The 25,438-nt window shown below is 68.9% G+C and carries 23 protein-coding genes; 10 read left to right on the top strand and 13 right to left on the bottom strand.

Annotation, left to right across the window (positions count from 1 at the left end; genetic code table 11):
* Positions 1 to 69 precede the first annotated feature (69 nt).
* Both ilvA and queF read left to right on the top strand, forming a co-directional pair.
* Complete coding sequence (gene ilvA / locus BAMB_RS14080; protein ID WP_011657906.1) at positions 70 to 1,593, top strand: threonine ammonia-lyase, biosynthetic; 1,524 nt, start codon at positions 70 to 72, stop codon at positions 1,591 to 1,593.
* Positions 1,594 to 1,605: 12 nt separating this feature from the next.
* Entirely contained in the window at positions 1,606 to 2,430 is an 825-nt protein-coding gene (gene queF, locus BAMB_RS14085; RefSeq protein WP_011657907.1) for an NADPH-dependent 7-cyano-7-deazaguanine reductase QueF, read from the top strand.
* Positions 2,431 to 2,556: 126 nt separating this feature from the next.
* On the opposite strand, the gene BAMB_RS14090 is transcribed toward queF, so the two are convergent.
* The 3 genes from BAMB_RS14090 to BAMB_RS14100 all read right to left on the bottom strand — a co-directional run bounded on the left by BAMB_RS14090 (position 2,557) and on the right by BAMB_RS14100 (position 5,485).
* Positions 2,557 to 2,943, bottom strand: coding sequence for a RidA family protein (locus BAMB_RS14090; RefSeq protein ID WP_006751946.1), 387 nt, complete (start codon positions 2,941 to 2,943; stop codon positions 2,557 to 2,559).
* A gap of 122 nt (positions 2,944 to 3,065) precedes the next feature.
* The gene (locus BAMB_RS14095) at positions 3,066 to 4,547 is read right to left on the bottom strand and encodes an N-acyl-D-amino-acid deacylase family protein (RefSeq protein WP_006759685.1); all 1,482 of its coding nucleotides are present in this window, start codon (positions 4,545 to 4,547) and stop codon (positions 3,066 to 3,068) included.
* Positions 4,548 to 4,549: 2 nt separating this feature from the next.
* Entirely contained in the window at positions 4,550 to 5,485 is a 936-nt protein-coding gene (locus BAMB_RS14100) for a MurR/RpiR family transcriptional regulator (RefSeq protein ID WP_041491272.1), read from the bottom strand.
* Between the two features lie 117 nt (positions 5,486 to 5,602).
* On the opposite strand from BAMB_RS14100, the gene BAMB_RS14105 reads away from it, so the two are divergent.
* Together BAMB_RS14105 and BAMB_RS14110 are read left to right on the top strand one after the other, a co-directional pair.
* Complete coding sequence (locus BAMB_RS14105) at positions 5,603 to 6,883, top strand: amino acid deaminase (protein ID WP_011657909.1); 1,281 nt, start codon at positions 5,603 to 5,605, stop codon at positions 6,881 to 6,883.
* A 164-nt stretch (positions 6,884 to 7,047) separates the two neighbouring features.
* Positions 7,048 to 7,629, top strand: a complete 582-nt coding sequence (locus BAMB_RS14110; RefSeq protein WP_006759688.1) for a DJ-1/PfpI family protein — start codon at positions 7,048 to 7,050, stop codon at positions 7,627 to 7,629.
* Positions 7,630 to 7,750: 121 nt separating this feature from the next.
* Here BAMB_RS14110 and BAMB_RS14115 read toward each other — a convergent pair whose 3' ends face one another.
* Positions 7,751 to 8,197: a MarR family winged helix-turn-helix transcriptional regulator gene (locus BAMB_RS14115; RefSeq protein ID WP_041491273.1), complete on the bottom strand. Its 447-nt coding sequence runs from the start codon at positions 8,195 to 8,197 to the stop codon at positions 7,751 to 7,753.
* Between the two features lie 35 nt (positions 8,198 to 8,232).
* Positions 8,233 to 9,828, bottom strand: a complete 1,596-nt coding sequence (locus tag BAMB_RS14120; protein WP_011657911.1) for an MDR family MFS transporter — start codon at positions 9,826 to 9,828, stop codon at positions 8,233 to 8,235.
* Between the two features lie 107 nt (positions 9,829 to 9,935).
* Between BAMB_RS14120 and BAMB_RS14125 the strand changes: the two genes are divergently transcribed.
* The gene (locus BAMB_RS14125) at positions 9,936 to 10,778 is read left to right on the top strand and encodes an EcsC family protein (RefSeq protein ID WP_011657912.1); all 843 of its coding nucleotides are present in this window, start codon (positions 9,936 to 9,938) and stop codon (positions 10,776 to 10,778) included.
* On the opposite strand, the gene BAMB_RS14130 is transcribed toward BAMB_RS14125, so the two are convergent.
* Together BAMB_RS14130 and BAMB_RS14135 are read right to left on the bottom strand one after the other, a co-directional pair.
* Positions 10,748 to 11,710 carry an alpha/beta hydrolase gene (locus tag BAMB_RS14130; RefSeq protein ID WP_011657913.1) on the bottom strand — a complete coding sequence of 321 codons (963 nt, stop codon included), beginning with the start codon at positions 11,708 to 11,710 and terminating at the stop codon, positions 10,748 to 10,750. The genes BAMB_RS14125 and BAMB_RS14130 overlap by 31 nt on opposite strands.
* Before the next feature lie 102 nt (positions 11,711 to 11,812).
* Positions 11,813 to 12,247, bottom strand: a complete 435-nt coding sequence (locus tag BAMB_RS14135; RefSeq protein ID WP_011657914.1) for a CHRD domain-containing protein — start codon at positions 12,245 to 12,247, stop codon at positions 11,813 to 11,815.
* A 414-nt stretch (positions 12,248 to 12,661) separates the two neighbouring features.
* Here BAMB_RS14135 and BAMB_RS14140 point away from each other — a divergent pair, with 414 nt between their 5' ends.
* The gene (locus BAMB_RS14140) at positions 12,662 to 13,663 is read left to right on the top strand and encodes a TonB-dependent receptor (protein WP_011657915.1); all 1,002 of its coding nucleotides are present in this window, start codon (positions 12,662 to 12,664) and stop codon (positions 13,661 to 13,663) included.
* 19 nt (positions 13,664 to 13,682) lie between these two features.
* Here BAMB_RS14140 and BAMB_RS14145 read toward each other — a convergent pair whose 3' ends face one another.
* The 3 genes from BAMB_RS14145 to BAMB_RS14155 all read right to left on the bottom strand — a co-directional run bounded on the left by BAMB_RS14145 (position 13,683) and on the right by BAMB_RS14155 (position 17,307).
* Entirely contained in the window at positions 13,683 to 14,456 is a 774-nt protein-coding gene (locus BAMB_RS14145; RefSeq protein WP_006497398.1) for a class II aldolase/adducin family protein, read from the bottom strand.
* Positions 14,457 to 14,736: 280 nt separating this feature from the next.
* Positions 14,737 to 16,359: a phospholipase D family protein gene (locus tag BAMB_RS14150; RefSeq protein WP_011657916.1), complete on the bottom strand. Its 1,623-nt coding sequence runs from the start codon at positions 16,357 to 16,359 to the stop codon at positions 14,737 to 14,739.
* 234 nt (positions 16,360 to 16,593) lie between these two features.
* The gene (locus BAMB_RS14155) at positions 16,594 to 17,307 is read right to left on the bottom strand and encodes a FadR/GntR family transcriptional regulator (protein WP_011657917.1); all 714 of its coding nucleotides are present in this window, start codon (positions 17,305 to 17,307) and stop codon (positions 16,594 to 16,596) included.
* A gap of 141 nt (positions 17,308 to 17,448) precedes the next feature.
* On the opposite strand from BAMB_RS14155, the gene BAMB_RS14160 reads away from it, so the two are divergent.
* The 4 genes from BAMB_RS14160 to BAMB_RS14175 are packed head-to-tail and all read left to right on the top strand — an operon-like array spanning position 17,449 to position 22,165.
* Positions 17,449 to 18,249, top strand: coding sequence for a (Fe-S)-binding protein (locus BAMB_RS14160; RefSeq protein ID WP_011657918.1), 801 nt, complete (start codon positions 17,449 to 17,451; stop codon positions 18,247 to 18,249).
* Positions 18,246 to 18,971 (top strand): LutC/YkgG family protein, encoded by a 726-nt coding sequence (locus BAMB_RS14165; RefSeq protein ID WP_011657919.1) that lies wholly within the window; start codon positions 18,246 to 18,248, stop codon positions 18,969 to 18,971. Before BAMB_RS14160 ends, BAMB_RS14165 begins: the two co-directional genes overlap by 4 nt.
* Positions 18,968 to 20,413 carry a LutB/LldF family L-lactate oxidation iron-sulfur protein gene (locus tag BAMB_RS14170; RefSeq protein WP_011657920.1) on the top strand — a complete coding sequence of 482 codons (1,446 nt, stop codon included), beginning with the start codon at positions 18,968 to 18,970 and terminating at the stop codon, positions 20,411 to 20,413. The genes BAMB_RS14165 and BAMB_RS14170 overlap by 4 nt, the downstream gene beginning before the upstream one ends.
* 51 nt (positions 20,414 to 20,464) lie before the next feature.
* Complete coding sequence (locus tag BAMB_RS14175) at positions 20,465 to 22,165, top strand: lactate permease LctP family transporter (protein WP_011657921.1); 1,701 nt, start codon at positions 20,465 to 20,467, stop codon at positions 22,163 to 22,165.
* A 111-nt stretch (positions 22,166 to 22,276) separates the two neighbouring features.
* Here the strand turns inward: BAMB_RS14175 and loiP are convergent, their stop codons facing one another.
* From loiP to BAMB_RS14190, 3 genes are all read right to left on the bottom strand, one after another.
* Positions 22,277 to 23,038 (bottom strand): metalloprotease LoiP, encoded by a 762-nt coding sequence (gene loiP, locus BAMB_RS14180; protein ID WP_011657922.1) that lies wholly within the window; start codon positions 23,036 to 23,038, stop codon positions 22,277 to 22,279.
* Positions 23,039 to 23,187: 149 nt separating this feature from the next.
* A complete protein-coding gene (locus tag BAMB_RS14185) occupies positions 23,188 to 23,994 on the bottom strand; it encodes a glycosyltransferase family 2 protein (protein ID WP_011657923.1) in 807 nt (268 codons plus the stop codon).
* Positions 23,995 to 24,119: 125 nt separating this feature from the next.
* Positions 24,120 to 25,412 carry a chorismate transformation FkbO/Hyg5 family protein gene (locus tag BAMB_RS14190; protein WP_011657924.1) on the bottom strand — a complete coding sequence of 431 codons (1,293 nt, stop codon included), beginning with the start codon at positions 25,410 to 25,412 and terminating at the stop codon, positions 24,120 to 24,122.
* Between the last annotated feature and the right edge of the window lie 26 nt (positions 25,413 to 25,438).

The following is a 25,438-nucleotide window of genomic DNA, read 5'->3' on the forward strand; positions in this document are numbered from 1 at the left end:
CGTGCGGGCGGACCCTTGGCGCTATCATTGACGTTTTACCGTCTGCTTCCGCACCGCACGCGAGCGCCCATGGCATCCCACGATTACCTGAAGAAAATCCTCACCGCGCGCGTCTACGACGTCGCGCTCGAGACGGAACTCGAACCCGCCCGCAACCTGTCGGCCCGACTGCGCAACCCCGTTTACCTGAAGCGCGAGGACAACCAGCCGGTGTTCTCGTTCAAGCTGCGCGGTGCGTACAACAAGATGGCGCACATTCCGGCCGACGCGCTCGCGCGCGGCGTGATCACGGCATCGGCCGGCAATCATGCGCAGGGCGTCGCGTTCTCGGCGGCCCGGATGGGCATCAAGGCCGTCATCGTCGTGCCCGTCACGACGCCGCAGGTGAAGGTCGACGCGGTGCGCGCCCACGGCGGCCCGAGCGTCGAGGTGATCCAGGCGGGCGAGTCGTACAGCGATGCGTATGCGCATGCCGTGAAGGTGCAGGCCGAACGCGACCTCACGTTCGTCCACCCGTTCGACGATCCGTACGTGATCGCCGGCCAGGGCACGATCGCGATGGAAATCCTGCGGCAGCACCAGGGCCCGATTCACGCGATCTTCGTGCCGATCGGCGGCGGCGGCCTCGCGGCCGGCGTGGCCGCGTACGTGAAGGCGGTGCGGCCGGAGATCAAGGTGTTCGGCGTGCAGGCCGAGGATTCGTGCGCGATGGCGCAGTCGCTGGAAAAAGGCGAGCGCGTCGAGCTGAGCGAAGTCGGGCTGTTTGCGGACGGCACCGCGGTGAAGCTCGTCGGCGAGGAAACCTTCCGGCTCTGCAGCGAGCTCCTCGACGGCGTCGTGACGGTGGACACCGACGCGCTGTGCGCGGCGATCAAGGATGTATTCCAGGACACGCGCAGCGTGCTCGAGCCGTCCGGCGCGCTCGCGGTGGCGGGCGCGAAACGCTACGCGGAACGCGAAGGGATCGAGAACCAGACGCTCGTCGCGGTCACGTCGGGCGCGAACATGAACTTCGACCGGATGCGCTTCGTTGCCGAACGCGCGGAAGTCGGCGAGGCGCGCGAAGCCGTGTTCGCGGTCACGATCCCCGAGGAGCGCGGCAGCTTCAAGCGCTTCTGCTCGCTCGTCGGCGAACGCAACGTGACCGAGTTCAACTACCGGATCGCCGATGCGCAGGCCGCGCATATCTTCGTCGGCGTGCAGATCAAGCGGCGCGGCGAATCGGCGGAGATCGCCGCGAACTTCGAGTCGCACGGCTTCAAGACCGTCGACCTGACGCACGACGAGCTGTCGAAGGAGCACATCCGCTACATGGTGGGCGGCCGCTCGCCGCTCGCGCTCGACGAACGCCTGTTCCGCTTCGAATTCCCGGAACGGCCGGGCGCGCTGATGAAGTTCCTGTCGTCGATGGCGCCGGACTGGAACATCAGCCTGTTCCATTACCGTAACCAGGGTGCGGACTACAGCTCGATCCTCGTCGGGCTGCAGGTGCCGCAGGTCGATCGCGCCGAGTTCGAACGCTTCCTCGCGGCGCTCGGCTATCCGTATGTCGAAGAGAGCGCCAATCCGGCGTACCGGCTCTTCCTGTCGTAAAGGCTTCGTGCAATGAATCCCGAACATTCCCCGCTCGGCAAGGCCACCGTCTATGCCGCCCAGTACGACGCGTCGCTGCTGTTCCCGATCCCGCGCGCCGGCGCGCGCGAGCAGCTCGGCATCACGTCGGCGCTGCCGTTCTTCGGCACCGACATCTGGAACGCGTACGAACTGTCGTGGCTCAACGCGCGCGGCAAGCCGCAGGTCGCGGTCGCGACGTTCTACGTGCCGGCCGAATCGCCGAACATCGTCGAATCGAAGTCGTTCAAGCTGTATCTCGGCTCGTTCGCCCAATCGAAGTTCGACTCGCTCGACGCGGTGCGCGACACGTTGAAGCGCGACGTGTCGGCCGCGTGCGGCGCGAGCGTGTCGGTGCAGCTCGTGTCGCCGCACGACTTCGGCAAGCTTCAGATGGAAGAGCTCGACGGGCTGTCGCTCGACCGGCTCGACCTCGACACCGACGTGTACGAACCCGATCCGTCGCTGCTGTCGGCCGCGCAGGACGAAGCGCCGGTGGAGGAGACGCTCGTGTCCGACCTGCTGCGCTCGAACTGCCCGGTCACCGGCCAGCCCGACTGGGGCAGCGTGCAGATCCACTACGTGGGGCCGCAGATCGACCATGCGGGCCTGCTGCGCTACATCATTTCGTTCCGCAATCACACGGGCTTTCACGAGCAGTGCGTCGAGCGCATCTTCCTCGACATCCTGCACGCGTGCAAACCGTTGAAGCTGGCGGTGTATGCGCGCTATACGCGCCGCGGCGGGCTGGACATCAACCCGTTCCGTACGAATTACAACCAGCCGATGCCGGATAATGCGCGGACTGCGCGGCAGTAACTGAAGCGGTATTGGCGGGCAATCGCCGCGAGCCGCAGCCACCGGCAATCACGAGCCCGTAACGAAACAGCCCCGCCGGCTCGCGCCGACAGGGCTGTTTTGCTGTGTGCGCCGGAAACGCGCGCGTTACTTCGCCGGCGCCTTGTAAGCGATGCAGTCGACCTCGACCTTGCAGTCGATGACCATGCTCGACTGCACGCACGCGCGCGCCGGCGGATGCTCGCCGAAGTACGACACGAACACCTTGTTGAACGACGCGAAATCGCGCGCGTCGTCGAGCCACACGCCGCAGCGCACGACGTGCTCGAGGCCGTAGCCGGCTTCCTTCAGGATCGCGATCACGTTCTCGATCGTCTGCTTCGACTGCGTGACGATCCCGCCTTCGACGACCTCGCCGTTCACCATCGGCGTCTGGCCCGACACGTACAGCCAGCCGTCGGCCTCGACCGCGCGTGCAAACGGCATCACCTGGCCGCCGGTACCCTTCGCTTCGCCCACGCCATATCGCTTCATCGTTTCACTCCTGGTTTGTCGACCGGCATCGGCACGTCAGCGCCCGCGCCGGCCCATGCAACGCACGGTTGCGGATGCGCGCGCCGACATGGCGCACGCGGCAAATCGGTTGGAGACCGCGCTCAGAACGCGGCGTCGGCGCTCGCCGGCACGCGCTCGCCGCGTGCGACGAAACCGCCGGCGCGCTCGCCGGTCGGCTGGCCGTTCTCATAGGTCAGCACGCCGTTCACCCACACCGCGTCGATCCCGTGCGCGGGTTGCTGCGGCTTGTCGAACGTCGCGGCGTCGATCACGCGCGCCGGATCGAACAGCACGAGATCCGCGTGGTAGCCGACCTGCACCTCGCCGCGCCGCGCGATGCCGTAGCGGCGCGCGGACAGCGACGTCATCTTGCGGATCGCTTCCTCGAGCGGCAGCAGGTTCGTGTCGCGCACGTAATGGCCAAGCACGCGCGGGAACGCGCCCCACAGCCGCGGGTGCGGCAGCGGATCGTTCGGCAGGCCGTCCGAGCCGACCATTGTCGCCGGGTGCGACAGGATCCGGCGCACGTCGTCCTCGGACATGTTGTGGTACACGGCGCCGGCCGGGCGGATCCGCTGCGCGGCCTCCTGCTCGGTCACGCCCCAGTCGGCCGCGATCGCCTTCAGCAGCTTGCCGGCGACTTCCGGATGCGGCTCTGACCACGTGATCGTGATGTCGATGTCGCCCGTCACCTGCTTCAGGTCGAGCGTCGACGAGCTGCGGCTGTACGGATAGCAGTCGCAGCCGACCGGCTGGTAGCGGCGCGCGCCTTCGAGCGACGCGAGCACCTCGGTGCTGCGCCCCCAGTTCGACGGGCCCGCGCACTTCAGGTGCGAGATCACGACCGGCACCTGCGCATGACGGCCGACGCGATAGGCCTCGTCCATCGCGTCGAGGATCGCGTCGAATTCGGTCCGCATGTGCGTCGTGTACAGCGCGCCCGCGTTCGCGAGCGGCTCGGCGAGCGCCATCACTTCCTCGGCCGGAGCCGCGAACGCGGAGCCGTAGGCCAGGCCCGACGACAGCCCGAGCGCCCCGTTCGCGAGCGCCTCCTCGAGCTGCGTGCGCATCCCGGCGATTTCGCCGTCGGTCGCCGCGCGGTCGAGGCGGTCCATCTGGTTGTTGCGCAGCGCGGTGTGCCCGACGAGCGCCGCGACGTTGACGGCCGGACGCGCATCGTTCACGGCCGCGACATAGGCGGCGAAGGTCGGATAGCGGAACGCGTCGCGATCACCGAGCAGGTTCATCGGATCGGGCGGATCGCCCGCGAGCGTCACCGGCGACGCGCTGATCCCGCAGTTGCCGACGATCACGGTCGTCACGCCCTGCGAGATCTTCGGCAGCATCTCCGGCGCGCGGATCACGTGCGTGTCGTCGTGCGTGTGCACGTCGACGAAGCCCGGCGCGAGCGCGCGGCCGTTCGCATCGACGACGGTTTCGGCGAGCCAGTTCGACAGGTTGCCGATGGCCGCGATCACGCCGTTGCGGATCGCGACGTCGCGCGTGACGGGCGGTGCGCCGGTGCCGTCGTACAGCTGCGCACCGACAATCAGCGTATCGGCGGCTTCGGGATGCGAATGCATGGTCAGTCTCCTACCGGTTGACGGTCTCCGCCGCCGCGGTGCGCATCGAGCGCATGCTTGATGCGGCGCAGCGATTCTCGGCCCGCATCGCCGAGTCGCAGCGCGACTCCGGTGACGAGCACGTCGATCGCCATCATCATCGCGTAGCGCGATGTCGAAGGCTTGTAAATGAAATCGGTTTCGAACGCGACGACCGGGATCAGGTGGTCGGCGAGCTTCGCGAGCGGCGAAGCCGGCGCGGTGATCGCGATCAGCGTCGCGCCGTAGCGCTTCGCGAGGCGGCAGCTCTCGAGCAGCTCGGGCACGCGCCCGCTCACCGACAGCGCGACGACCACGGCGTCGCGCGACAGCGTCGCGGCCACCATGCGCTGCAGCAGGCTGTCCTGGTAGCTCGCGACCGGCCGGCCGAAGCGCACGAGCCTGAAGCGCAGCTCGTCGGCGAGCGCGGTCGAACCGCCGCCCTGCCCGTACACGTAGACCATCTTCGCGCCGGCCAGCAGGTCGGCCGCCGCGTCGAACGACGTGTTGCGCAGCAGCTGGTGGTTGTGCGCGAGCGCCACGCGAATCTCGTCGTAGACGACCGATGCGGGGCTCGCGTCTTCGGCGGGATGCGCGTCGGACGGCACGAGGAAGCGCTGGCCGACGGCCGCGGCCTGCGCGACGAGCACCTTCAGTTCGCGCACGTCGCGGCAGCCGACGGCCTTCGCGAAACGCGTGACCGTCGCGACGCTGACCCCCGCGTCGCGCGCCAGCGCGCCGATGCTCGCATGCGCGGCGCGCGCGAGATCGGCGAGGATGTATGCCGCGACCTTGCGTTCGGCTTCGCGCAGCTCGGGCGCGCATTCGGCGATGCGCGCGACGATATCGAGGAGCGGCGGGGCGACCGCAGCCGTGGGGTCGGCGGCGAATGGCGTTGACGGGGTGGTTCGCGAATTCATCTGCTGAAAGGGTGGGCGCTTTATGTTACTAAATAACATCACCGCGCCGATGCTACTTTCTGTACCATCGGCATGTCAACTTCAGTGCAATGCATAGCGATGATGGAGCGGGATGACATGAAAGTTACAAACTATCAGGAACCGACAATCAATCCGTTGGGCAAGGGCCTCGGCAACCTGCCGAGCGCGAGCGTGCCGCTCGGCGACGCAACCCGCCTCGAGTGGAACCTGCTCGCGGAAGACGTCAGCCTGCCGGCCGCGGTGCTGTACGCGGATCGCATCGAACACAATCTGAACTGGATGCAGGCGTTCGTCCAGCAGTACGGCGCCCAGTTCGCGCCGCACGGCAAGACGACGATGGCGCCGCAACTGTTCCGCCGCCAGCTCGCCGCCGGCGCATGGGGCATCACGCTCGCGACCGCGCACCAGACGCAGGCCGCGTATCACGGCGGCGTGCGGCGCGTGCTGCTGGCGAATCAGCTGGTCGGCCGCCAGAACATGACGATCATCGCGGAGCTGCTGTCCGACCCCGACTTCGAATTCTTCTGCCTCGTCGATTCGGCCGACGGCGTCGACCAGCTCGGCCGCTTCTTCGGCGACGCGAAGAAAACGCTGAACGTGCTGCTCGAGCTCGGCGTGCCGGGCGGCCGCGCGGGCGTGCGCGATGCCGCGCAGCGCAAGGCCGTGCTCGACGCGATCGCGCGCTATCCGGACACGCTGAAGCTGGCCGGCATCGAACTCTACGAAGGCGTGCTGAAGGAGGAAGGCGAGATCCGCGCGTTCCTGCAGGACGCGGTCGCGCTCACGCGCGAGCTGGCCGAAGCCGGCCGTTTCGCGCGCACGCCGGCGATCCTGTCGGGCGCCGGCTCGGCATGGTACGACGTGGTCGCGGAGGAATTCGCGAAGGCGTCCGACGCCGGTTTCGCGGAAGTCGTGCTGCGTCCGGGCTGCTACCTGACGCACGACGTCGGCATCTACAAGAAGGCGCAGACCGACGTGTTCGCGCGCAACCCGATCGCCCGCAGGATGGGTGAAGGGCTGCTGCCGGCACTGCAGCTGTGGGCGTACGTTCAGTCGGTGCCGGAGCAGGATCGCGCGATCATCGCGCTCGGCAAGCGCGACGCGGCGTTCGACGCGGGCCTGCCCGAGCCGGCGCGCCACTTCCGCCCGGGCCGCGACAGCGCGCCGCGCGACGTCGCCGCGAGCGAAGGCTGGGCCGTCACCGGGATGATGGACCAGCACGCGTACCTGCAGATCCCGCCGGGCGCGGACGTGAAGGTCGGCGACATGGTCGCGTTCGACATTTCGCACCCGTGCCTGACGTTCGACAAGTGGCGCCAGCTGCTCGTCCTCGATCCGCAATTCCGCGTGACGGAAGTCGTCGAAACCTTCTTCTGACGCCCCGCGCACGCCGCCCCGCCGCCCGCGCGGGGCGGCCGTCACGCGCGCTTCAATCTGCCGGAGTACACTGCGCTTTCGTCCTCGGGCCCGCTTCGCCGCCGTAGCGCCCGTCTGCCGCGCGCGGCGCGAACGGCCCTCAATGCTGTTCAATGGAGAAAGCCATGGCCGCGAAGAAGATCCTGTTCCTGACCGGCGATTTCGCCGAAGACTACGAAACGATGGTGCCGTTCCAGGCGCTGCAGGCCGTCGGCCATCACGTCGATGCAGTGTGCCCGGGCAAGCGCGCGGGCGACAAGATCAAGACCGCGATTCACGATTTCGAGGGCGACCAGACCTACACCGAAAAGCCCGGTCACCTGTTCACGCTGAACGCGACGTTCGACGACGTCGATGCATCGGGCTACGACGCGCTCGCGATCGCGGGCGGCCGTGCGCCCGAGTACCTGCGCCTGGATTCGAAGGTGATCGCGCTGGTGCGCGCGTTCGCGGAAGCCGGCAAGCCGATCGCCGCGATCTGCCATGCGGCGCAGCTGCTCGCGGCCGCCGACGTGATCCGCGGCAAGCGCATCTCGGCCTACCCGGCCTGCGCGCCCGAAGTGAAGCTCGCGGGCGGCGAATACGCGGACATCCCGGTCGATGCGGCGGTGACCGACGCGCCGTTCGTCACCGCACCCGCATGGCCCGCGCATCCGGCCTGGCTCGCGCAGTTCCTCGTGCTGCTCGGCACGCGCATCGAGCTGTAAATGCAGTTGAAATGAAATGAGGTGAAGCGCCGGGCGGCGGCGGGTTCGTGCGCCCGGTGCGCCGCGCCGGCCGCGACCGAACGCCGCGTGCGCGCCGTCGCGCCGCTTGCCGCCCTGCTCGTCAATGCGATGCCGGCGGCGAGCCGACATCCGCGATCCGCGACTCCAGCATCGCCAGCGCGCCCGACAGCGCATTCAGCACGTCGTCCGGCAATTGCGCCATCGTCTGTTCGAGGAACGCCTTGCGGCGCGGCAGGCACGCGTCGAACGCGGCGCGGCCGGCGTCGGTCAGCGTGACGTTGGTCACGCGGTTGTCGCGCGCATCGGACGCGCGCTCGATCCAGCCGAGCGCATCGAGCGATTTCAGCTGGCGCGTGAGCGCGCCCGGATCGATGCGCAGCACTTCGACGAGCTTCTTCTGCGACGCATGCCCGTCCATCGTGTGCAGCGCGACCATGATCCGCCAGCGCGGCATCGGCTGCCCGACGTTCGTTTCGAACGCGGTCATGAACGCGCGATACGTGCGTCCGAATTGCTGCAAGATCGCGACGCGGTCCTGTTCTTCCATGCGGTGAATTCGTGTCCGGTGAATCATTGAATCGGTCAATCGGCCGCGACATGCGGCTCGATCTTGCGCCGCAGCGCGATCGGCGGCACGCGGCGGCACTGCCACACCGACACCACGGCGACGACGGCCGCCATCGCGACGCCCAGGTGAATCGCGCCGACCAGCGATTCGCGGGCCGCTTCCAGCAGCAGCGCGCCATTATGCCCGGCGCGGGTCAGCTCCGCGACGAGACCGCCTTGCGCGGCGCGATCGATCAGGATCTGCGGATCGGCGAGCCGCGCATGCCATTGCAGCGCGTGGTCGCCCGACAGCGCATCGCGCACGCCGCTCGAATACATCTGGTTGACGAGCGTGCCCGTCAGCGCCGTGCCGAGCATCCCGCCGACCATCCGCAGCGACTGCAGCAGCGCGGTCGCGATGCCGAGGTGCTCGCGGCCGGCCGTCTGCTGCGCGAACACGGTGAGGTTGGGCAGCACGAAACCGAGACCGATGCCGCCGGCCACCATCAGCGCCATCAGCATCCAGGTCGGCGTCGCGTGGGTCGACACGACGATGCCCGCGCACGCGATCGCGAACAGCACGAAACCGACGTGCAGCATCGCGTTCGGATGGCGGATGCGCGTGATGACGCGGCCGTTCATGATGCTGCCGATCGTGATGAACACGACGAGCGGCGTGATCACGAGCCCCGCCTCCTTCGGCGACATCCCGAAGCCGCCCTGGAACAGCAGCGGCGCGTAGAACAGCAGCGAGAACATCGAGAAGCCGGCGAGGATCGCGAGCACGAACAGCGCCGACAGCGCGCGGTTGCCGAACATGTCGAACGGCAGGATCGGCTGCGCGCAGCGCTTTTCCCACTGCCACAACCCGACACCGGCGCCGACCGCGACGACCAGCAGCAGCGACGCCCAGCTCATGACACCGTACTTCGGCAGCCATTCGACGAACAGCTGCAGCGCGCCGAGCGACAGCGCGATCAGCAGTGCGCCGGGCCAGTCGAGGCGCATCTTGCGGTCGTGCTCGACGTGCCGCAGGTGCGGCAGGTAGCGCCACACGAAGAACAGCGACAGCAGGCCAATAGGCAGATTCACGTAGAACACCGAGCGCCAGCCGAACGACTGCGTCAGGATCCCGCCGAGCGACGGCCCGACCGCGTTCGCGATGCCGAACGCGGAACTCATCAGCACCTGCCAGCGCAGCCGCACGATGGAATCGGGGAACAGGTCGGGAATGCACGCGAACGCGGTGCCCACCAGCATCCCGCCGCCGATCCCCTGCAGCCCGCGCGCGAGCACCAGATACAGCATGTCGTTCGCCATTCCGCATAGCACCGACGCGCCGGTGAACACGACGATCGACGCGATGACGAACGGCTTTCGGCCGTAATAGTCGCCGAGGCGGCCGAAGATCGGCACGGTGATCACGGAACTGAGCAGGTACGAGGTCGCCACCCACGCGTACAGGTCGAAGCCCCTGAGTTCGGCGACGATGGTCGGCAACGCGGTGCCGACGACCGTCTGGTCGAGCGCGACGAGCATGGTGACGAACGAGATCCCGATCATCGCCAGCAGCGATTCACGGAACGGCAGGACTTGCCCGCTCGAATGGTGGGCGGCAGTATGGACGGCCATTTTTTGTTGATGCAACTTTTGACGAGTCAAACAATCTCAAAATTCTAGCACGCCGGAGTAATCTAGGATGGCGACGGTTCACCCCGCCCCGGCCGCCAAGGAGAAAGATGGAACCGATTTCAATCACGCCTGCCGCGACGCTGTCGCCGGAGGATCAGGACGCGCTGCGGCGCGCGAAGCAGGTGCTGGAAAGCCCGTCGCTGACGATGAAGCTGACGGGCATGCTGGGCGCGCCGGTCGAGAAGATGATCGCGCGGCTGCCGGACTTCGCGACCGGCAAGATCAACGACGCGACGCAGCTCGCGCTGCGCAAGTGCCTGAACATCGCGCTGCGCACGCTCGGCAAGCCGCAGACGCCCGATGCCGAGCCGGACAAGCCGAGCAACCTGCTGCACAAGCTCGCGGTCGCGACGACCGGCGCGGCGGGCGGCGCATTCGGCTTCCTTGCGCTGCCGGTCGAGTTGCCGGTGACGACGACGCTGATCTTCCGCTCGGTGTGCGACATCGCGCGCAGCGAGGGCGAGGATCTGGGCTCGGTGGATACGCAGCTGCAGTGCCTGGCCGTGCTCGGCATGGGCGGCAACCCGGACAAGGACGAGGAGGACGCCGATCTCGGCTATTTCGTGCTACGCGGCGCGCTCGCGCAGGCGATTTCGAAGGCATCGTCGGACATCACGACGAAAGGGATCGCCGCGCACAGCTCGGCGGCCGTGTTCAAGCTCGTGCAGACGGTCGCGTCACGCTTCTCGGTGCAGGTCACCGAGCAGATGGCCGCGAAGTCGATCCCGGCGATCGGCGCGGTGCTCGGCGCGACCGTCAACACGCTGTTCATCGACCACTTCCAGCAGATGGCGCACGGCCACTTCACCGTGCGCCGGCTCGAGCGCAAGTACGGCTCGGTGGCCGTCAAAGCCGCGTATCAGGCGATCGACGGCTCGCCGACGCGCTGAACCGCCCGCTCGACCGCGACGCGACGCAGGAACGTGGCCGCCCGGTCGAGCGCGTCGCGCGCCTCCGGCACCATCGGCGCGTACAGCTGCCACACGTGCGGCATGTCGGGCCACACCTCGATCTCCACCGGCACGCCGGCCGCCTTCGCCTTGTCGGCGACGCGGCGCGAATCGTCGAGCAGCACCTCGGTGCTGCCGACCTGGATAAAGAGCGGCGGCAGCCCGGTGAAATCCGCATAGAACGGCGACGCGTACGGATGCGTGGCCGATGCATCCCCCAGATACAGCTTCGCCGCCTTCGGCAGCGCCGCGCCCGCGAACATCGGATCGGGGCCGTCGTTGCTGCGCATCGTGCCGCCCGTGCCGGCCAGGTCGGTCCACGGCGAGAACAGGATCGCGCCGGCCGGCAACGGTTCGCCGCGGTCGCGCAGCGCAACGAGCGTTGCGAGCGCGAGGCCGCCGCCCGCCGAATCGCCACCGAACACGATCGATTCGGGCGGCGTACCGAGCGCGAGCAATTGCCGGTAGGCGGCCAGCGCGTCGTCGAGCGCGGCCGGGAAGCGGTTTTCGGGGGCGAGCCGGTAGTCGAGCGAGAACGCGCGCACGCCCGCGCGCTTCGTGAGGCCGAACACGAGCGGCCGATGGGTTTTCGTCGAACAGAAGTAGTAGCCGCCGCCGTGGAAGTACAGCAGCGTGCGGCCGGGCCCGCGAGTCGCGACCGCGTCGGTGCGTTCGAGCCATTCGCCGCGCAGCGGCGCGTCGCCGGGACCATAGCACTCGCGCAGCCGGTAGCCCGACGGCGCGCGACGCCGCACGATCATTCTCAGGTCGGTGAAGCGCCGCGCGCGGGCAGGATCGAGCACCGGGCGCGTCGTCTCGGGACGAAACTGCCAGCGCAGCAGCCAGCACGCGAACTTGCTTTGCCAACTCATCGAACACACTCCGTCATCGCAGTGTGACGATGGTACGTGCGATCGCCGCCGCGCCGCTCGACGGGAGCCTCTATATCAAACGCCGGCGCGCGCCCGGCCGGCTCAGTTCGCCGGCATCATCTGGCCGCGGATCTCGCCGGACGGATGCTCCTTCGTGTGCACGTTGAAGTACCACTTGCCGCTCATCAGGTCGGTCACCTGCGCGTCGGTGAGCTCCTTCGCCCCCTTCATCGGGCTCGCCAGCTCGTCCTTCGGGACCGGCACCTGCACGCCGGCGTTCTGGCCGACCGGCGCGGGCCCGTGGAAGTGCGCGGCGGTCGCCGGCCCCGTGAGGTGTTCGTACGTCGCCGTCCAATGCAGCATGTGGGTGGCCGTGTCGTAGGTGGCGTCGACGGCGCCGGAGCCCTTCGTCGCGGTGGGCGGCACCTCGCTCGACGGCTGCAGGTTGGCGGACAGGCGCACCGTTTCGGCAGCGGCACCGCCGGCGGCCAGCACGCCCGCGAGCAACGCCACCTGGAGCAAACGCAGCTTCGGCATGAATCCTCCTTGAACGACGTGGTACGCCACCCGGATGGGGACGTGACATGATGGTAGACGATCGCCGCCGATCCGGCAGCCCCATGCGGCGTCGGCGCCTGCCGGAATCTGGAACAGACCTTTCCAGCGGGAGCGCTGAATCCGCGCGCGGCCTTTCGCTACACTTCGTTTCACAGTTGCTTGTTTCCTTCGTCCGAAGGAGTCTGCGAGTATTCACGCGGCCATCCGGCCGCGTTTTTTTTGCCCGCGCGGCACGGCCACCGTCCGACGCGACGACGTGACGACGCACCGCGCGCACGGCCATGCTCCGTAACAGGTTGTTGTGCAAACCCGCGTCGACACCGGCTTGCGCGCGCGGGACAATGCCCGGGTGTTGTCGTGACTGGAAAGTGAACCGTGCCGGCCCACCTCCCGATGCCCTGCCCGACCCGCCCCGTCCGTGTCCGCCCGCTGCTGGCGAGCCTCTGCTCGATCGCCGCGTTTTACGGCGCACCTGCCGACGCGCAGGAATTCTCGCTGTTCGCCGGCTCGCTGTGGGGCGGCGGCGACCGCTCGTATGCGTGGGCGTTCGACTATCAGGAAGGCTTGAGCGCGCATACCGCGCTCGGGTTTACCTGGTACAACGAGGGCCACATACCGAATCATCACCGCGATGGCCAGGCGGTGCAGTTCTGGGGCCGCGTGCCGCTCGAGCATCGCCGCTTCGTGCTGTCGGCCGGCGTCGGCCCGTATCGCTACTTCGACACCGTGCCGGCCGGCGAAGGCCGCGGCTACTCGAACACGCACGGCTGGGGCGTGCTGATGAGCGTGCGCGCCGCGTATTACACGTCGCACCGCTGGATCGCGCAGCTGCAGCTCAATCGCGCGCAGGTGTTCAGCGGCCCGGCCACGACGTCGGTGATGTTCGGCGTCGGCTACCAGCTCGATGCGCCCGACACGCCGGGCCCGCGCGACACCGCGCTGGCGCGCACGCGCAAGGTCACGAACAACGAAGTCACCGCGATGCTCGGCGAGACGATCCTCAACAGCCGCTCGTCGCCGTCGACGCTCGGCGGCAGTCTCGAATATCGGCGCGGCCTCACCCGCTCGATCGACTGGACCGCGACGTGGCTGTACGAAGGCGCGAAACAGGGCGTCCGTCGCAACGGCATCGCATCCCAGCTGTGGCTCACGCGCGCATTCCTGAACGACAAGGTCACGCTGTCGGCCGGCGCCGGCGCGTACGTCACGGTCGATCAGCACAATCGCGCAGCCGAGCCGAACGCGGCCGGCGGCCGGCTCTCCGGCATCGTGTCGATTTCGGCGAGCTACCGGATCTCGGACCGCTGGCTCACACGCGTCACGTGGAACCGCGTGGTCACGCGCTACGATCGCGACACCGACGTGATCCAGGCCGGCCTCGGCTACCGGTTCTAGCCGGCGCGCGCCGCCTGCATCACGCGCGATAGCCGGGATCGATGCGATCGACGATGCGCTGCAAGGCGTCGAACGCGTCTTGCCCCGCGCCGTGCTTCGGATCGAAATTCAGCGAATCGCGCACGCAGCCCTCGAGCACCGGCGGCGCGATCGGCAGTGCGTCGCCGATCGCGTGGGTCGCGACCTGCACCTCGCATGCGCGATTGAGCAGCCACATCAGCGAGAAGGTCTGCGCGAGCGTCGCGCCGATCGTCACGGGCCCATGGTTGCGCAGCAGCAGCACGGGCCGCCCGCCGGCGCTCTCGACGATGCGCCGCCCTTCCTCGAGATGCACGGTGATGCCCTCGAAATCGTGATACGCGATCTTCCCGTAGAGCTGCGCCGAATAGAAGTTCGAGAACGACAGCCCGTCGCGCGAGCAGCACACGGCCATCGTCGGCGTCGTATGCACGTGCATCACGCAGTGCGCGTCGGGCAGCGCCGCATGGATCGCGCTGTGGAACGTGAAGCCCGCCGGGTTGATCGGCCAGTCGGAATGGCCGATCACGTTGCCGTCGATGTCGATCTTCACGAGGTTCGACGCGCATACCTCGCGGTAATGGAGCCCGAACGGGTTGATCAGGAAATGGCCGTCCTCGCCCGGCACGCGCAGCGAGATATGGTTGTAGATCAGCTCGGTCCAGCCGAGATGGTCGAAGATCCGGTAGGCGGCCGCGAGCTGCACGCGCGCCTGCCATTCGGCCTCGGAGAAACGGGCGGGACGCGTGAACGGCTGATTCGGTACACGTTGCATGGGGCACTCCGGTGGCGGACGGGCGCGGCCGCGCGGGCGGCGGCTGCGCGCTTCGTCGGGCGTCTGCTGGGGCCGCACGCGGCTTGGGCTGCGTGGCGGCTGGTTCGGCGTCGTCAGGCGCGTGGTTCGGCGCGTGGTTGGGCGCGTCGTTCGGTGCCGGTCCGGCCCGCGTTGCGCGAGCCGCCCGCCGCCTTCACGATGCGCATATCGTTGCGCACACAACCATATCACCTTTCCCCGCGCACCGGAATCGCGGGTTTGGCCTGAGCCGTTCCGGCCCTTACAGCTGGTCGTCGACCGGCAGCAACATGAAGATGCCGGTCATTACGTTGCGCTTTAGCCCGGCGTGCGGATCGACGTGATACGTGCTCGGCTGACCGCCGTCGATGCCGGTCCATTCGAGCGAAGGCCGGCCGCCGTCAGCCTGCTTCGCGAGCGTGACGCGATAGCTTTCGTCGGGCGCCGTCACGCGCGCGAAGATCGCCGCGGCCTGCTGCGCGAGCACCGGGCTGTGGATCACGAGCGCGAGCTCGGTGTTCAGGTGCGCGGAGCGCGGGTCGAGGTTCAGCGATCCGATCACGAGGATTTGCCGGTCGATCACGTACGCCTTCGCATGCAGGCTCGCCCGCGAGCGCGAGCCGAACAGCCGGGTCGGCGGCTGGTCGGGCTGCGCCTTGAATTCGTACAGCTCGACGCCGCGCTGCAGCAACGGGATGCGATAAGGCGCATAGCCGGCCTGCACCGCGACCGCGTCGGTCGCCGCGAGCGAATTCGTGACGATCGCGACGCGCACGCCGCGCGCGGTCGTATCGCCGAGGATCTTCACGCCGGCGTCGTGCGGCACGAAGTACGGCGAGAACGCGAGGAATTCCTTGCGCGCGCCGCGCGCGAGCTCGCCCAGGCGCTGCATCGGCGGGCTCACGTACGCGTCGGTCGGCCGCGCGATCTTGTCCGGCGCATCGACCTTGAATTCGGCCGGCGCCCACACGAGCTCGAGCTGGTCGCGCGCGATCTGCTGCGCGAGCGGCGTCGCGTTCAGCGGCTTCGCGTTGTACGGATCGGCGTTCTTGCGCCAGTGCTCGCGCAGCTCGTCGCGCATCGCGTCGAGATCCTTCGGATCGAACTTCTGATGATTCAGCACGCGCAGCGGATAGCTGCTCGCGCTCACCCAGTAGTCGTCGAAGCTCTTCGAGATGTCGTGCGTCACGGGGCCGGCCGCGAGCACGTCGAGATCGCGGAACTGCAGCGTCGGGCTCGCGCTGAAATATTCGTCGCCGAGATTGCGGCCGCCGACGATCGCGAGCTGGTTATCCGCGATCATCGCCTTGTTGTGCATCCGGCGCGTGAAGCTGTCGATCCGCGTGAAGAAGTTGGCCGTGCGCTCGACCATGCCGCGCTGCGACGCGCCGAACGGGTTGAACACGCGGATCTCGATGTTCTGATGCGTATTCAGCGCGGCCATCACGCGGTCGATGTCGTCGAAGTTCAGGTCGTCCACCAGCATCCGCACGCGCACGCCGCGATCGGCCGCATACAGCGCCGCGCCGAGCAGCAGCTTGCCGGTCGTATCCTCGGTCGCGATGTAGTACTGCATGTCGAGCGTCTTCGTCGCCGCGCGCGCGAGCGCGATGCGCATCTGCAACGCGGTGGCGCCGTCGGCCAGCAAGCGGAAGCCCGACTGTCCCGGATGCGCGGCTTCCGGCGCGGCCAGCGCATCGCGCAGCGGGGTCGCGGTATCGGCAGACAACGCGTGGGACACGGGGCGATCGAGCGAGGTGGCAGGCGGGTGCGTCGCGCAGGCGACGAGCGGCAGCAGCGCGCAGACGATCAGCGCGCGGGCCGGGCGGCACACGGCGCGCCACGACAGCGCGGCCGGCGCGCGCCGAATCAAAGACGTAAGCACGGAAACTTCCTCGACAGGCGGATCAATGGGTCCGCGATCGCCGCGGCGCGCGGCTGACAGGCGGCTCCAGCCGATTCTAGTGGGCGCCGGATGAACCGGTCAATCGCGCGGCCGGCGCGGGTGGCGCCGCGCCGCAGCAAAACGCGCGTCGCCCGCGGCGCCCCCCCGGCCCGGCGGCCTGCGACTCGCGACCCTCCGCCGTGCGGGCCTGAGGCGGCCATGGTCCAACCAATCTCACGGCGCGTCGCCACTTCGCTCGAAGTGGCTGCGCACGTAGTCGATATGCGTCTGCATCGCGGTGCGCGCCTCCTCGGGCCGCTGCGCGCAGATCGCGTCGCACACCACCCGGTGCTGCTGCAGCAGCAACTCGGACGCCTGCTCGTGCGTCGTCATCCCCGCGACGTTGATCGAGATGTGCTCGCGCAGCATCCCGATCACGCTCGTGTGCAGGTGCAGGAACATCGTGTTGTGCGACGCGAGCGCGATCGCCTCGTGCAGCTTCGCATCGGCCGATGCCTCGACGGCCGCATCGTCGTTCGCGTGCGCGGTTTCGAGTTCGCGCAGCAGCGCGCGGATCCGGCGCCGGTCGCTCGCGTCGGCGCGCAGCGCCGCGAAATACGCGGTCGCGCCTTCGAGCACGCGACGGAATTCGAGAATGTCGTCGCGCAACGCCGGGTGGTCGGCAACCAGCTGGCCCCACGGCGACGCGATGCCCGCGCGCAGCTGGTCCGTCACGTACACGCCCGCGCCGCGCCGGCTCTGCAGCAGCCCGCGCGCGACGAGCCGCTGGGTCGCCTCGCGCACCGTGTTGCGCGCGACGCCGTACTGCTGCGCGAGCACGCGCTCGGCCGGCAGCCGCGCGCCGGCCTGCCACGTGCCGTCGAGCAGCGCCGTCTCGATCTTGCGCATCACCACTTCGGTCCGGCCCCGTGCCGTCATCGCCGCCATCACCGTCTCCCCATCCGGAATATCCGGTCGCGTCGATTGGCCCAACCAATTTGAGCTTCGGCGCCGTCGCGGGAATTATGCAGCGAAAGCGAAATCGTCGTCCCGCATGCGCATGCCGGGCCGCCGCACCTGGAGCGAGACATGAACGAAAGGCACTACCCCACCGCCGCCCCCGCGCACGTCTACCTGTTCGCGACCTGCCTGGTCGACCTGTTCGTCCCCGAAGCCGGGCTCGACACGGTGCGCCTGCTGGAACGCGAAGGCTTGACCGTCCACTATCCGCGCGGCCAGAGCTGCTGCGGGCAGCCTGCGTACAGCAGCGGCAATCCCGACGAGGCGCGCCGTGTCGCGGCCGCGCAGCTCGACCTGTTCGCCGAGCCCTGGCCGGTGATCGTGCCGTCCGGCTCGTGCGCGGGCATGATCCGGCACCATTGGCCCGCGCTGTTCGCCGACGATCCCGTGCACGGCCCGAAGGCCCGCGCGATCGCGGAGCGCACCTACGAACTCGCCGAATTCCTCGTCCATGTGCTCCACGTGCGGCTCGATGCCGTCACCGCGAATGCCGGCCCGGACGAACGCGTGGTGCTGCACACGTCGTGCGCGGCCCGCCGCGAGATGGGCACCCGCGTGCACGGCGTCGCGCTCGTCGACGCGCTGCCGGGCGTCACGCGCATCGAACATGAACGCGAGTCGGAATGCTGCGGCTTCGGCGGCACGTTCTCGCTGAAACATCCCGACATCTCCGGCGCGATGGTGAGCGACAAGGTCGCATCGGCCTGCGCGACGGGTTGCGAGCGCCTCGTGTCGGCGGACTGCGGCTGCCTGCTGAACATCGGTCATGCGGCCGAAAAGGCTGGCGCTCCCCTGCCCGTCGAGCATCTCGCGAGCTTCCTGTGGCGCCGCACGGCAGGTGCCGGCTCGCTGCGCGGGGATTCGCAATGAGCGCGCGCGACGCGATCCTCGCGCGCCTGCGCGCCGCCGCGCCCAGCGTCGCCGCGAACGCCGCGCCGGCGCTCGATGCGCGCATCGACACACATTACGCCGCACGGCGCGCGCCCGCCGCACCCGACCCGCTTGTACTCGCGCAGACGATGCAGGCCGCGCTCGCCGCGTCGCATGCCGACGTCTGGTGCGCGAGCGCCGACGCGTGGCCCGCGCAGCTTGCCGCACGTCTGGCCGACGCGGGCGTGCGCCGCCTGCTGCTGGACCCGACCCGCGCCGAATCTGCGGCGCTCGCACGGGCGCTGCCCGACGCGGTCGCGCCGGTGCCGTTCGACCGGCCGATCGACGCGTGGAAAGCCGAGCTGTTCGACACGATCGACGCGGGCTTCACCGTTGCGCGCTCGGGCATCGCGGCGACCGGCACCGTGGTGCTCGCGCCCGATGCCGGCACGCCGCGCACGGTGTCGCTGGTGCCGCCGCTGCACGTCGCGCTCGTCCACGCGAACACGCTGCATGCCGACCTTCACGCGGCCGTGCACGCGGAGCGCTGGCACGCCGGCATGCCGACCAACGTCGTACTGGTGTCGGGCCCGTCGAAGACATCCGATATCCAGCAGACCCTCGCGTACGGCGCCCACGGCCCGCGCAACCTCTGGGTCGTGATCGTCACCGGGCCGGCCGCCGAACCGGCCGCAACCGCCTGCCAGGAGCTGCCGCGATGAGCGACCAACCGCTGCAATTCGTCGCCCCCGGCGACTTCAAGGCCCGTGCGCGCGCCGCGCTCGACGATCCCGCGCTGCGCCAAAGCTTTCGCGGCGCGATGGACTTCCTGCAGGGCAAGCGTACGTCCCAGTTCCCCGACGACACCGAGCTGCAGCAGCTGCGCGATCTCGGCGAAGCCGTGCGGCAGCACGCGCTCGCGCAACTGCCGGCGCTGCTCGAACAGTTGGAGGCAAAGCTCACCGCCGCCGGCGTGCAGGTGCACTGGGCGGAGACCGCCGCCGACGCGAACGCGATCGTGCTCGGCATCGCGCAGGCGAACCATGCGCGCCGCGTGATCAAGGGCAAGTCGATGGCGAGCGAGGAAATCGAGCTGAACCATTACCTCGCGGAGCACGGCGTCGACTGCATCGAGTCCGACATGGGCGAGTTCATCGTGCAGCTCGCGGGCGAGAAGCCGTCGCACATCGTGATGCCGGCGATCCACAAGACGCGCGGCGACATCGCCGAGCTGTTCGAGCGGCACATCCCCGGCACGCGCTACACGGAGGACGTCGACGAGCTGATCCAGACCGGCCGGCGCGCGCTGCGCCGCGCGTTCGCGGAAGCCGACATCGGCCTGTCCGGCGTGAACTTCGCGGCGGCCGACACGGGCACGCTGTGGCTCGTCGAAAACGAGGGCAACGGCCGGCTGTCGACCACCGTGCCCGATACGCACGTCGCGATCATGGGGATCGAGAAGGTCGTCGAGAAGCTCGAGCACATCGTGCCGCTGTCGAGCCTGCTGACGCGTTCGGCCACCGGCCAGGCGATCACGACCTACTTCAACCTGATCTCGGGCCCGCGCCGCGAAGGCGAACGCGACGGCCCGCGCGAGCTGCATCTCGTGCTGCTCGACAACGGCCGCACGCAGGCCTACGCGGACGAACAGCTGCGCGCGACGCTGCAGTGCATCCGCTGCGGCGCGTGCATGAACCATTGCCCCGTCTATACGCGCATCGGCGGCCATGCGTACGGCACGACCTATCCCGGCCCGATCGGCAAGATCATCTCGCCGCACCTGCTCGGCCTCGACGCGACGGCCGACCTGCCGACCGCGTCGACGCTGTGCGGCGCATGCGGCGAGGTGTGCCCGGTCCGGATTCCGATCCCGCAGCTGCTGGTGCGGCTGCGCACCGAGGCGAACCGCAAGCCCGACGAACCCGTCGCGCATCCGCTGCGCGGCCAGGGTGCGAACTACAACCGCGCGGAAGACCTCGTGTGGCGCTTCTGGTCGGGCGCGTTCGCGCATCCGCGCGCGTATCGCGCGTTCCGCTGGACCGCGACGCGGCTGCGCGCGCTCACGCCCGCGAAGCAGATGGGCTGGACGCAGCACCGCACGCCGCTCGAGCCGGCGCCGCGCAGCCTGTCCGACCTGCTGCGCGCGCGCGGCCAGCCCGAATAGAACACCCCGCTTTCAAACCCGTACCCCGATAAATCCATGGAGGAGACAACCATGCAGGTTTGGCATCAGATCTACACGCCGCTCGGCAGCCTCGGGCTGTCGGCGTTCGTCGCCGCAATTCCGATCATCTTCTTTTTCATCGCGCTAGCCGCCTTGCGGATGAAGGGGCACGTGGCCGCCGCGATCACGCTGCTGCTGTCGCTCGGCGTCGCGATTCTCGCGTACGGGATGCCCGTGCCGCAGGCGCTCGCGGCGGCCGGCTTCGGCTTCGCGTACGGCCTGTGGCCGATCGCGTGGATCATCGTCGCGGCCGTGTTCCTGTACAAGATCGTCGTGAAGACCGGCCAGTTCGACATCATCCGCGCATCGGTGCTGTCGATCACCGACGACCAGCGGCTGCAGATGCTGCTGATCGGCTTCTCGTTCGGCGCGTTCCTCGAAGGCGCCGCCGGCTTCGGCGCGCCCGTCGCGATCACGGCCGCGCTGCTCGTCGGCCTCGGCTTCAAGCCGCTGCACGCGGCGGGACTGTGCCTGATCGCGAACACCGCGCCGGTCGCGTTCGGCGCGATGGGCATCCCGATCATCGTCGCCGGGCAGGTGACGGGCATCGACCCGCTCCACATCGGCGCGATGGCCGGCCGGCAGCTGCCGCTGCTGTCGCTGGCGGTGCCGTTCTGGCTCGTGTTCATGATGGACGGGCTGCGCGGCGTGCGGCAGACCTGGCCGGCCGCGCTCGTCGCGGGCGGCAGCTTCGCGATCACGCAGTACTTCACGTCGAATCACATCGGGCCCGAGCTGCCGGACATCACGTCGTCGCTCGTCAGCCTCGTGTCGCTGGCCGTGTTCCTGAAGGTGTGGCAGCCGAGCAGCGCGAAGCAGACGGCAGGCGGCGTCGTCGCGTCCGGCGGCGGCGCGGCGCTCGCGGGGTTCGGCGCGGGCGGCAACGGTTCGGGCGCAAGCCGCCAGGCGTCGCCGTACTCGCTCGCGCAGACCGTGCGCGCGTGGTCGCCGTTCCTGATCCTGACGGCCGTCGTCACCGTGTGGAGCATCGCGCCGTTCAAGGCGCTGTTCGCCGCGCACGGCGCGCTCGCGTCGACCGTCCTGAAGTTCCATGTGGCCGGGCTCGACCAGCTCGTCGTGAAGACCGCGCCGATCGCCGCGACGCCGAAGGCACTCGACGCAGTGCTGAAGCTCGACCTCGTGTCGGCGGTGGGCAGCGCGATCCTCGTGACCGCGCTGATCTCGATGGCGCTGCTGCGGATGAAGCCGCGCGACGCGCTCGTCACGTTCGGCGAGACGCTGAAGGAACTCACGCGCCCGATCCTGTCGATCGGCCTCGTGCTCGCGTTCGCGTTCGTCGCGAATTACTCGGGGATGTCGTCGACGCTCGCGTTGATGCTGGCCGGCACCGGCGCCGCGTTCCCGTTCTTCTCGCCGTTCCTCGGCTGGCTCGGCGTGTTCCTGACCGGCTCGGACACGTCGTCCAACGCGCTGTTCTGCTCGCTGCAGCAGGCGACCGCGCACCAGCTCGGCGTGCCAGAGACGCTCGCGGTCGCCGCGAACACGACGGGCGGCGTGACCGCGAAGATGATCTCGCCGCAGTCGATCGCGGTGGCATGCGCGGCGACCGGCCTCGTCGGCAAGGAGTCCGATCTGTTCCGCTTCACGGTGCGCCACAGCCTACTGTTCGCGGTGATCGTCGGCCTGATCACGCTGGTGCAGGCCTACGTGTTGCCGGGAATGGTGCCGTAAGCACGCGGCGCGGCCGCTTTCCGGGCCTCCAAAAACAAAACCCCACGCCCGAAAAAGCGTGGGGTTTGGTTCATCCCGGGCGCCGGACGAAGCCGGCGCCGCGATCGGCGATCAGCTGCCCTTCGCGATGCGATCCTGGATGTGCTGCGCACGGCTCGACGACGACGGGTGCGAGCTCATCATCGAGCTCTTGCCGCCATCGAGTTGCGCGAGTTTCTGGAACGCGGTGACGAGGCCCTTCTGGTTCATGCTCTTTTGCTTCATCAGGTCGAACGAGTAGTCGTCGGCCGCGCTTTCCTGCGTCTGCGAGAACTGCGCGTTGATGAACTTCTCGGTGATGTCGCCGAGCTGCGAGCTCGTCAGGGTCGCGACGCCCGGCGATGCCGCGCCGGCCGCGGTGCGCGCCGCGCTGACCGCGTAGGCGGTCTGCATCGCCTTCTTCGAGTGACCCAGTGCGACGTGGCCCATTTCATGACCGATCACGCCGCGCAGTTCGTCGTCGTTCATCATGTCCATCAGGCCGCTGTACACGCGCACGCAGCCGTTGCCCATCGCCCAAGCGTTGACGTCCTTGGTCATGTAGACCTTGTAGTTGATCTTCTGGCCGTTCAGCGTCATGTCGCCGAAGCCCTTCATCACCTTCGTCAGACGCTTCGCGTACGCGCTGTTCGGCGCGGCGATCTTCGATTCGGCGTCGCTCGACTTGCACGAGTCGTTCGACAGTGCCGCGATGTCGCTGTCCGACAGCGTCGCCGCCTTGTACAGGTTGGTCCCCGCCGACGTGAGGCTGTTCGCGTCGAGATTCTGCACGCCGCCGCATGCGCTCAACAGGAACGCCATGCCACATGCTGCCGCTGCTTTCTTGATATGCATCCCGGATCCCTCGGTAGTTGTAGTTGGGAGCGGCGATTTTGCATAATCCGGCAGAAAATTACCAGATGTTTACATCGAATGACAGATTGATGACCGGTCGATCCGGAATGAACGGCGCGCTTTCTCGGCGGATTGATGACGAACCGCAGTCAATCGCCGCGGCCGGGCGACCGGCTGAACGCCGAACGCGGCCGCCGCATCAGCCGCCGCGCGGCCAGCAGCGGCAGCCGCAGCACGAAACCGGCGAACAGCCGCAGGTGCATCCACGCGAGCAGCGCGTTGTCGCGACCGTAGTGGAAATGCGACACGCCGCCCTCGTGCGCGCCGAAGTAGCGCACCGGCGCCTCGATGCGGATCGGCCGCACGCCGGCCCAGCACAGCCGCACGGCCGCTTCCGGATCGAAGTCGAAGCCGCGCATCCATGGCTGCCGATGCATGATCGCGGCGAGCGGCGCGACCGGATACACGCGAAAGCCGTACAGCGAATCGCCGATTCCGGCCCACAGCGTCTCGAGGTCAGCCCAGCCGTTCGACAGCCGCCGGCCCTGCACGCGCAGCTGCGGCGCGCTCGCGTCGAACTTCGGCAGGCCGAGCACCATCGCGTCCGGGCTCGCCTGCGATGCGGCCATGAATTCGGGAATCAGCTCGGCCGGATGCTGGCCGTCGGAATCCATCGTCAGCACGTGCGTGAAGCCGCTCGCGGCCGCCGCGTCGAGGCCGGCCAGCACCGCCGCGCCCTTGCCGCGGTTCTCCGGCAGCACGATCACGCGCAGCCCCGGATCGCGCTCGGCCATCGCCTGCAGCCGCTCGGCGCTGCCGTCGGTGCTGCCGTCGACGACGACCCACACCGGGTTCCACTGCGCACGGGCGTTGCGCACGGTCGTGTCGACCTTGAGGCCCGGGTTGTAGCTCGGAATCAACACGAGATGGGTGGACGACGCGTGCAGCTTGGACATGGGAACGGCCGATTGCGAAGACGATGATCCTGACAAAAGTGTATGACCTGGCGGCGCGCGCCGACAGGCTTCCTCGACGTCGCCCGCATGCGGCGACGGTTCGCGCAGCGACAGGCCCGCCCGCTTCACGACAGTTGCTCCAGCGGATGGCCGGCGCTCGCGTCGATCTCGACCAGCAGATCGTCGCGGCACACGTGCGCGTGGACGAACAGCGCGCGCACGTCGGCGCCGGCCGCATCGCGCAGCGCGCGTTCGATCGCGGCGAGCGCCGCGGTGTCGCCGGCGTCGCGCACGTAGACGCGATAGCTCAGGTCCGCGAGCGTGAACGGGCCGTGCCCCTGCCGCGCCGCCTGCTCGAGCACGGCCGCCAGGTTCGCGATCGTCTCGCGCGTTTGCGCGACGACGTCGCCGCGATGCAGCGTGCGGTGCCCGACGATGCTGGCGGTGCCCGATACGAACAGCAGCGGTGCCGCAGCGCCGTCGGTCCATGCGGCCGCGCGCGCGAACGTCGGCGCACGCGGGCCGTACTCTGCCGGGTAGTGATACGCGCTGACCTGGCGCGGGTTCTCGACCGGATCGGCCGGCGTGCGGCTCGCGATGAAATGGATCGCGAGCGGCGCGGCCGGCGGCGTGTCGCCCGCGACCGGCACGACCGAACCGAGCGCGCAGGCAGCCGGCACACCGCCTGTCAGCGCGCGGCGGCACGCGTCGAACGCGCGTTGCCTGCCGATATTGAACTGACGATAGCGTTCGATCCCGAACTGCTGCGCATTGATCGCCGGCACCGTGTTCCAGATCCGCAGCGGATGCGGCAGACCGAGCGTATCGAGCACGTCGAACAGCGCGCGGTACGCATCGTATGTCGCACGTTCGAGCGGCGTGCCGCCGTCGCGATCCGCCATATCGATCGCTTCCTGCGTTTCCTGCACGACGATGCTGCCGAACACTAGCCCCGCGGTTTCGCTGTAGCGATATTGCAGCGCGCCGCGTCGCGCGCTGCGCAAGTCGGGCGCGTCGCACTGCCAGATTTCGCAGACCGCGTCGCCGTGTGCGTGGCCGCCGGCATCGAGCAGCGTCATCGGCACCGGTGCGAGCGGCAGCTCGGGCGCGGCGACGGCGAGCATGCGTGCCATCGCATCGGCCGGCGATCCGGCCGCGCCGATGCATACCACGCCCAGCGCGCCGGGAAACAGGTGCTCGAATGCGTCGCCGCGCTGGTGCGCATCGTGCAGCAGCGCGGCCAGCCGTGCGTGATCGATCCGGGCGAGCCGCAGCGCACGGCTGCCGCCGTTCGCCGCGGGCGGGATGCCCGCTCGTGATGCGGCAGGCGCGGCTGCCGTGTGTCCGGGCGCGACCGCGTTCGGGGCGGACGACAGGGAACATGCTTGCCGTTCGGCGTCGACTGGATGCACTGACACTTCGATTTCCTCACTATGCGGCGCGG

Origin of the sequence: Burkholderia ambifaria AMMD (genome assembly GCF_000203915.1) — a bacterium.
Taxonomy (GTDB): domain Bacteria; phylum Pseudomonadota; class Gammaproteobacteria; order Burkholderiales; family Burkholderiaceae; genus Burkholderia; species Burkholderia ambifaria.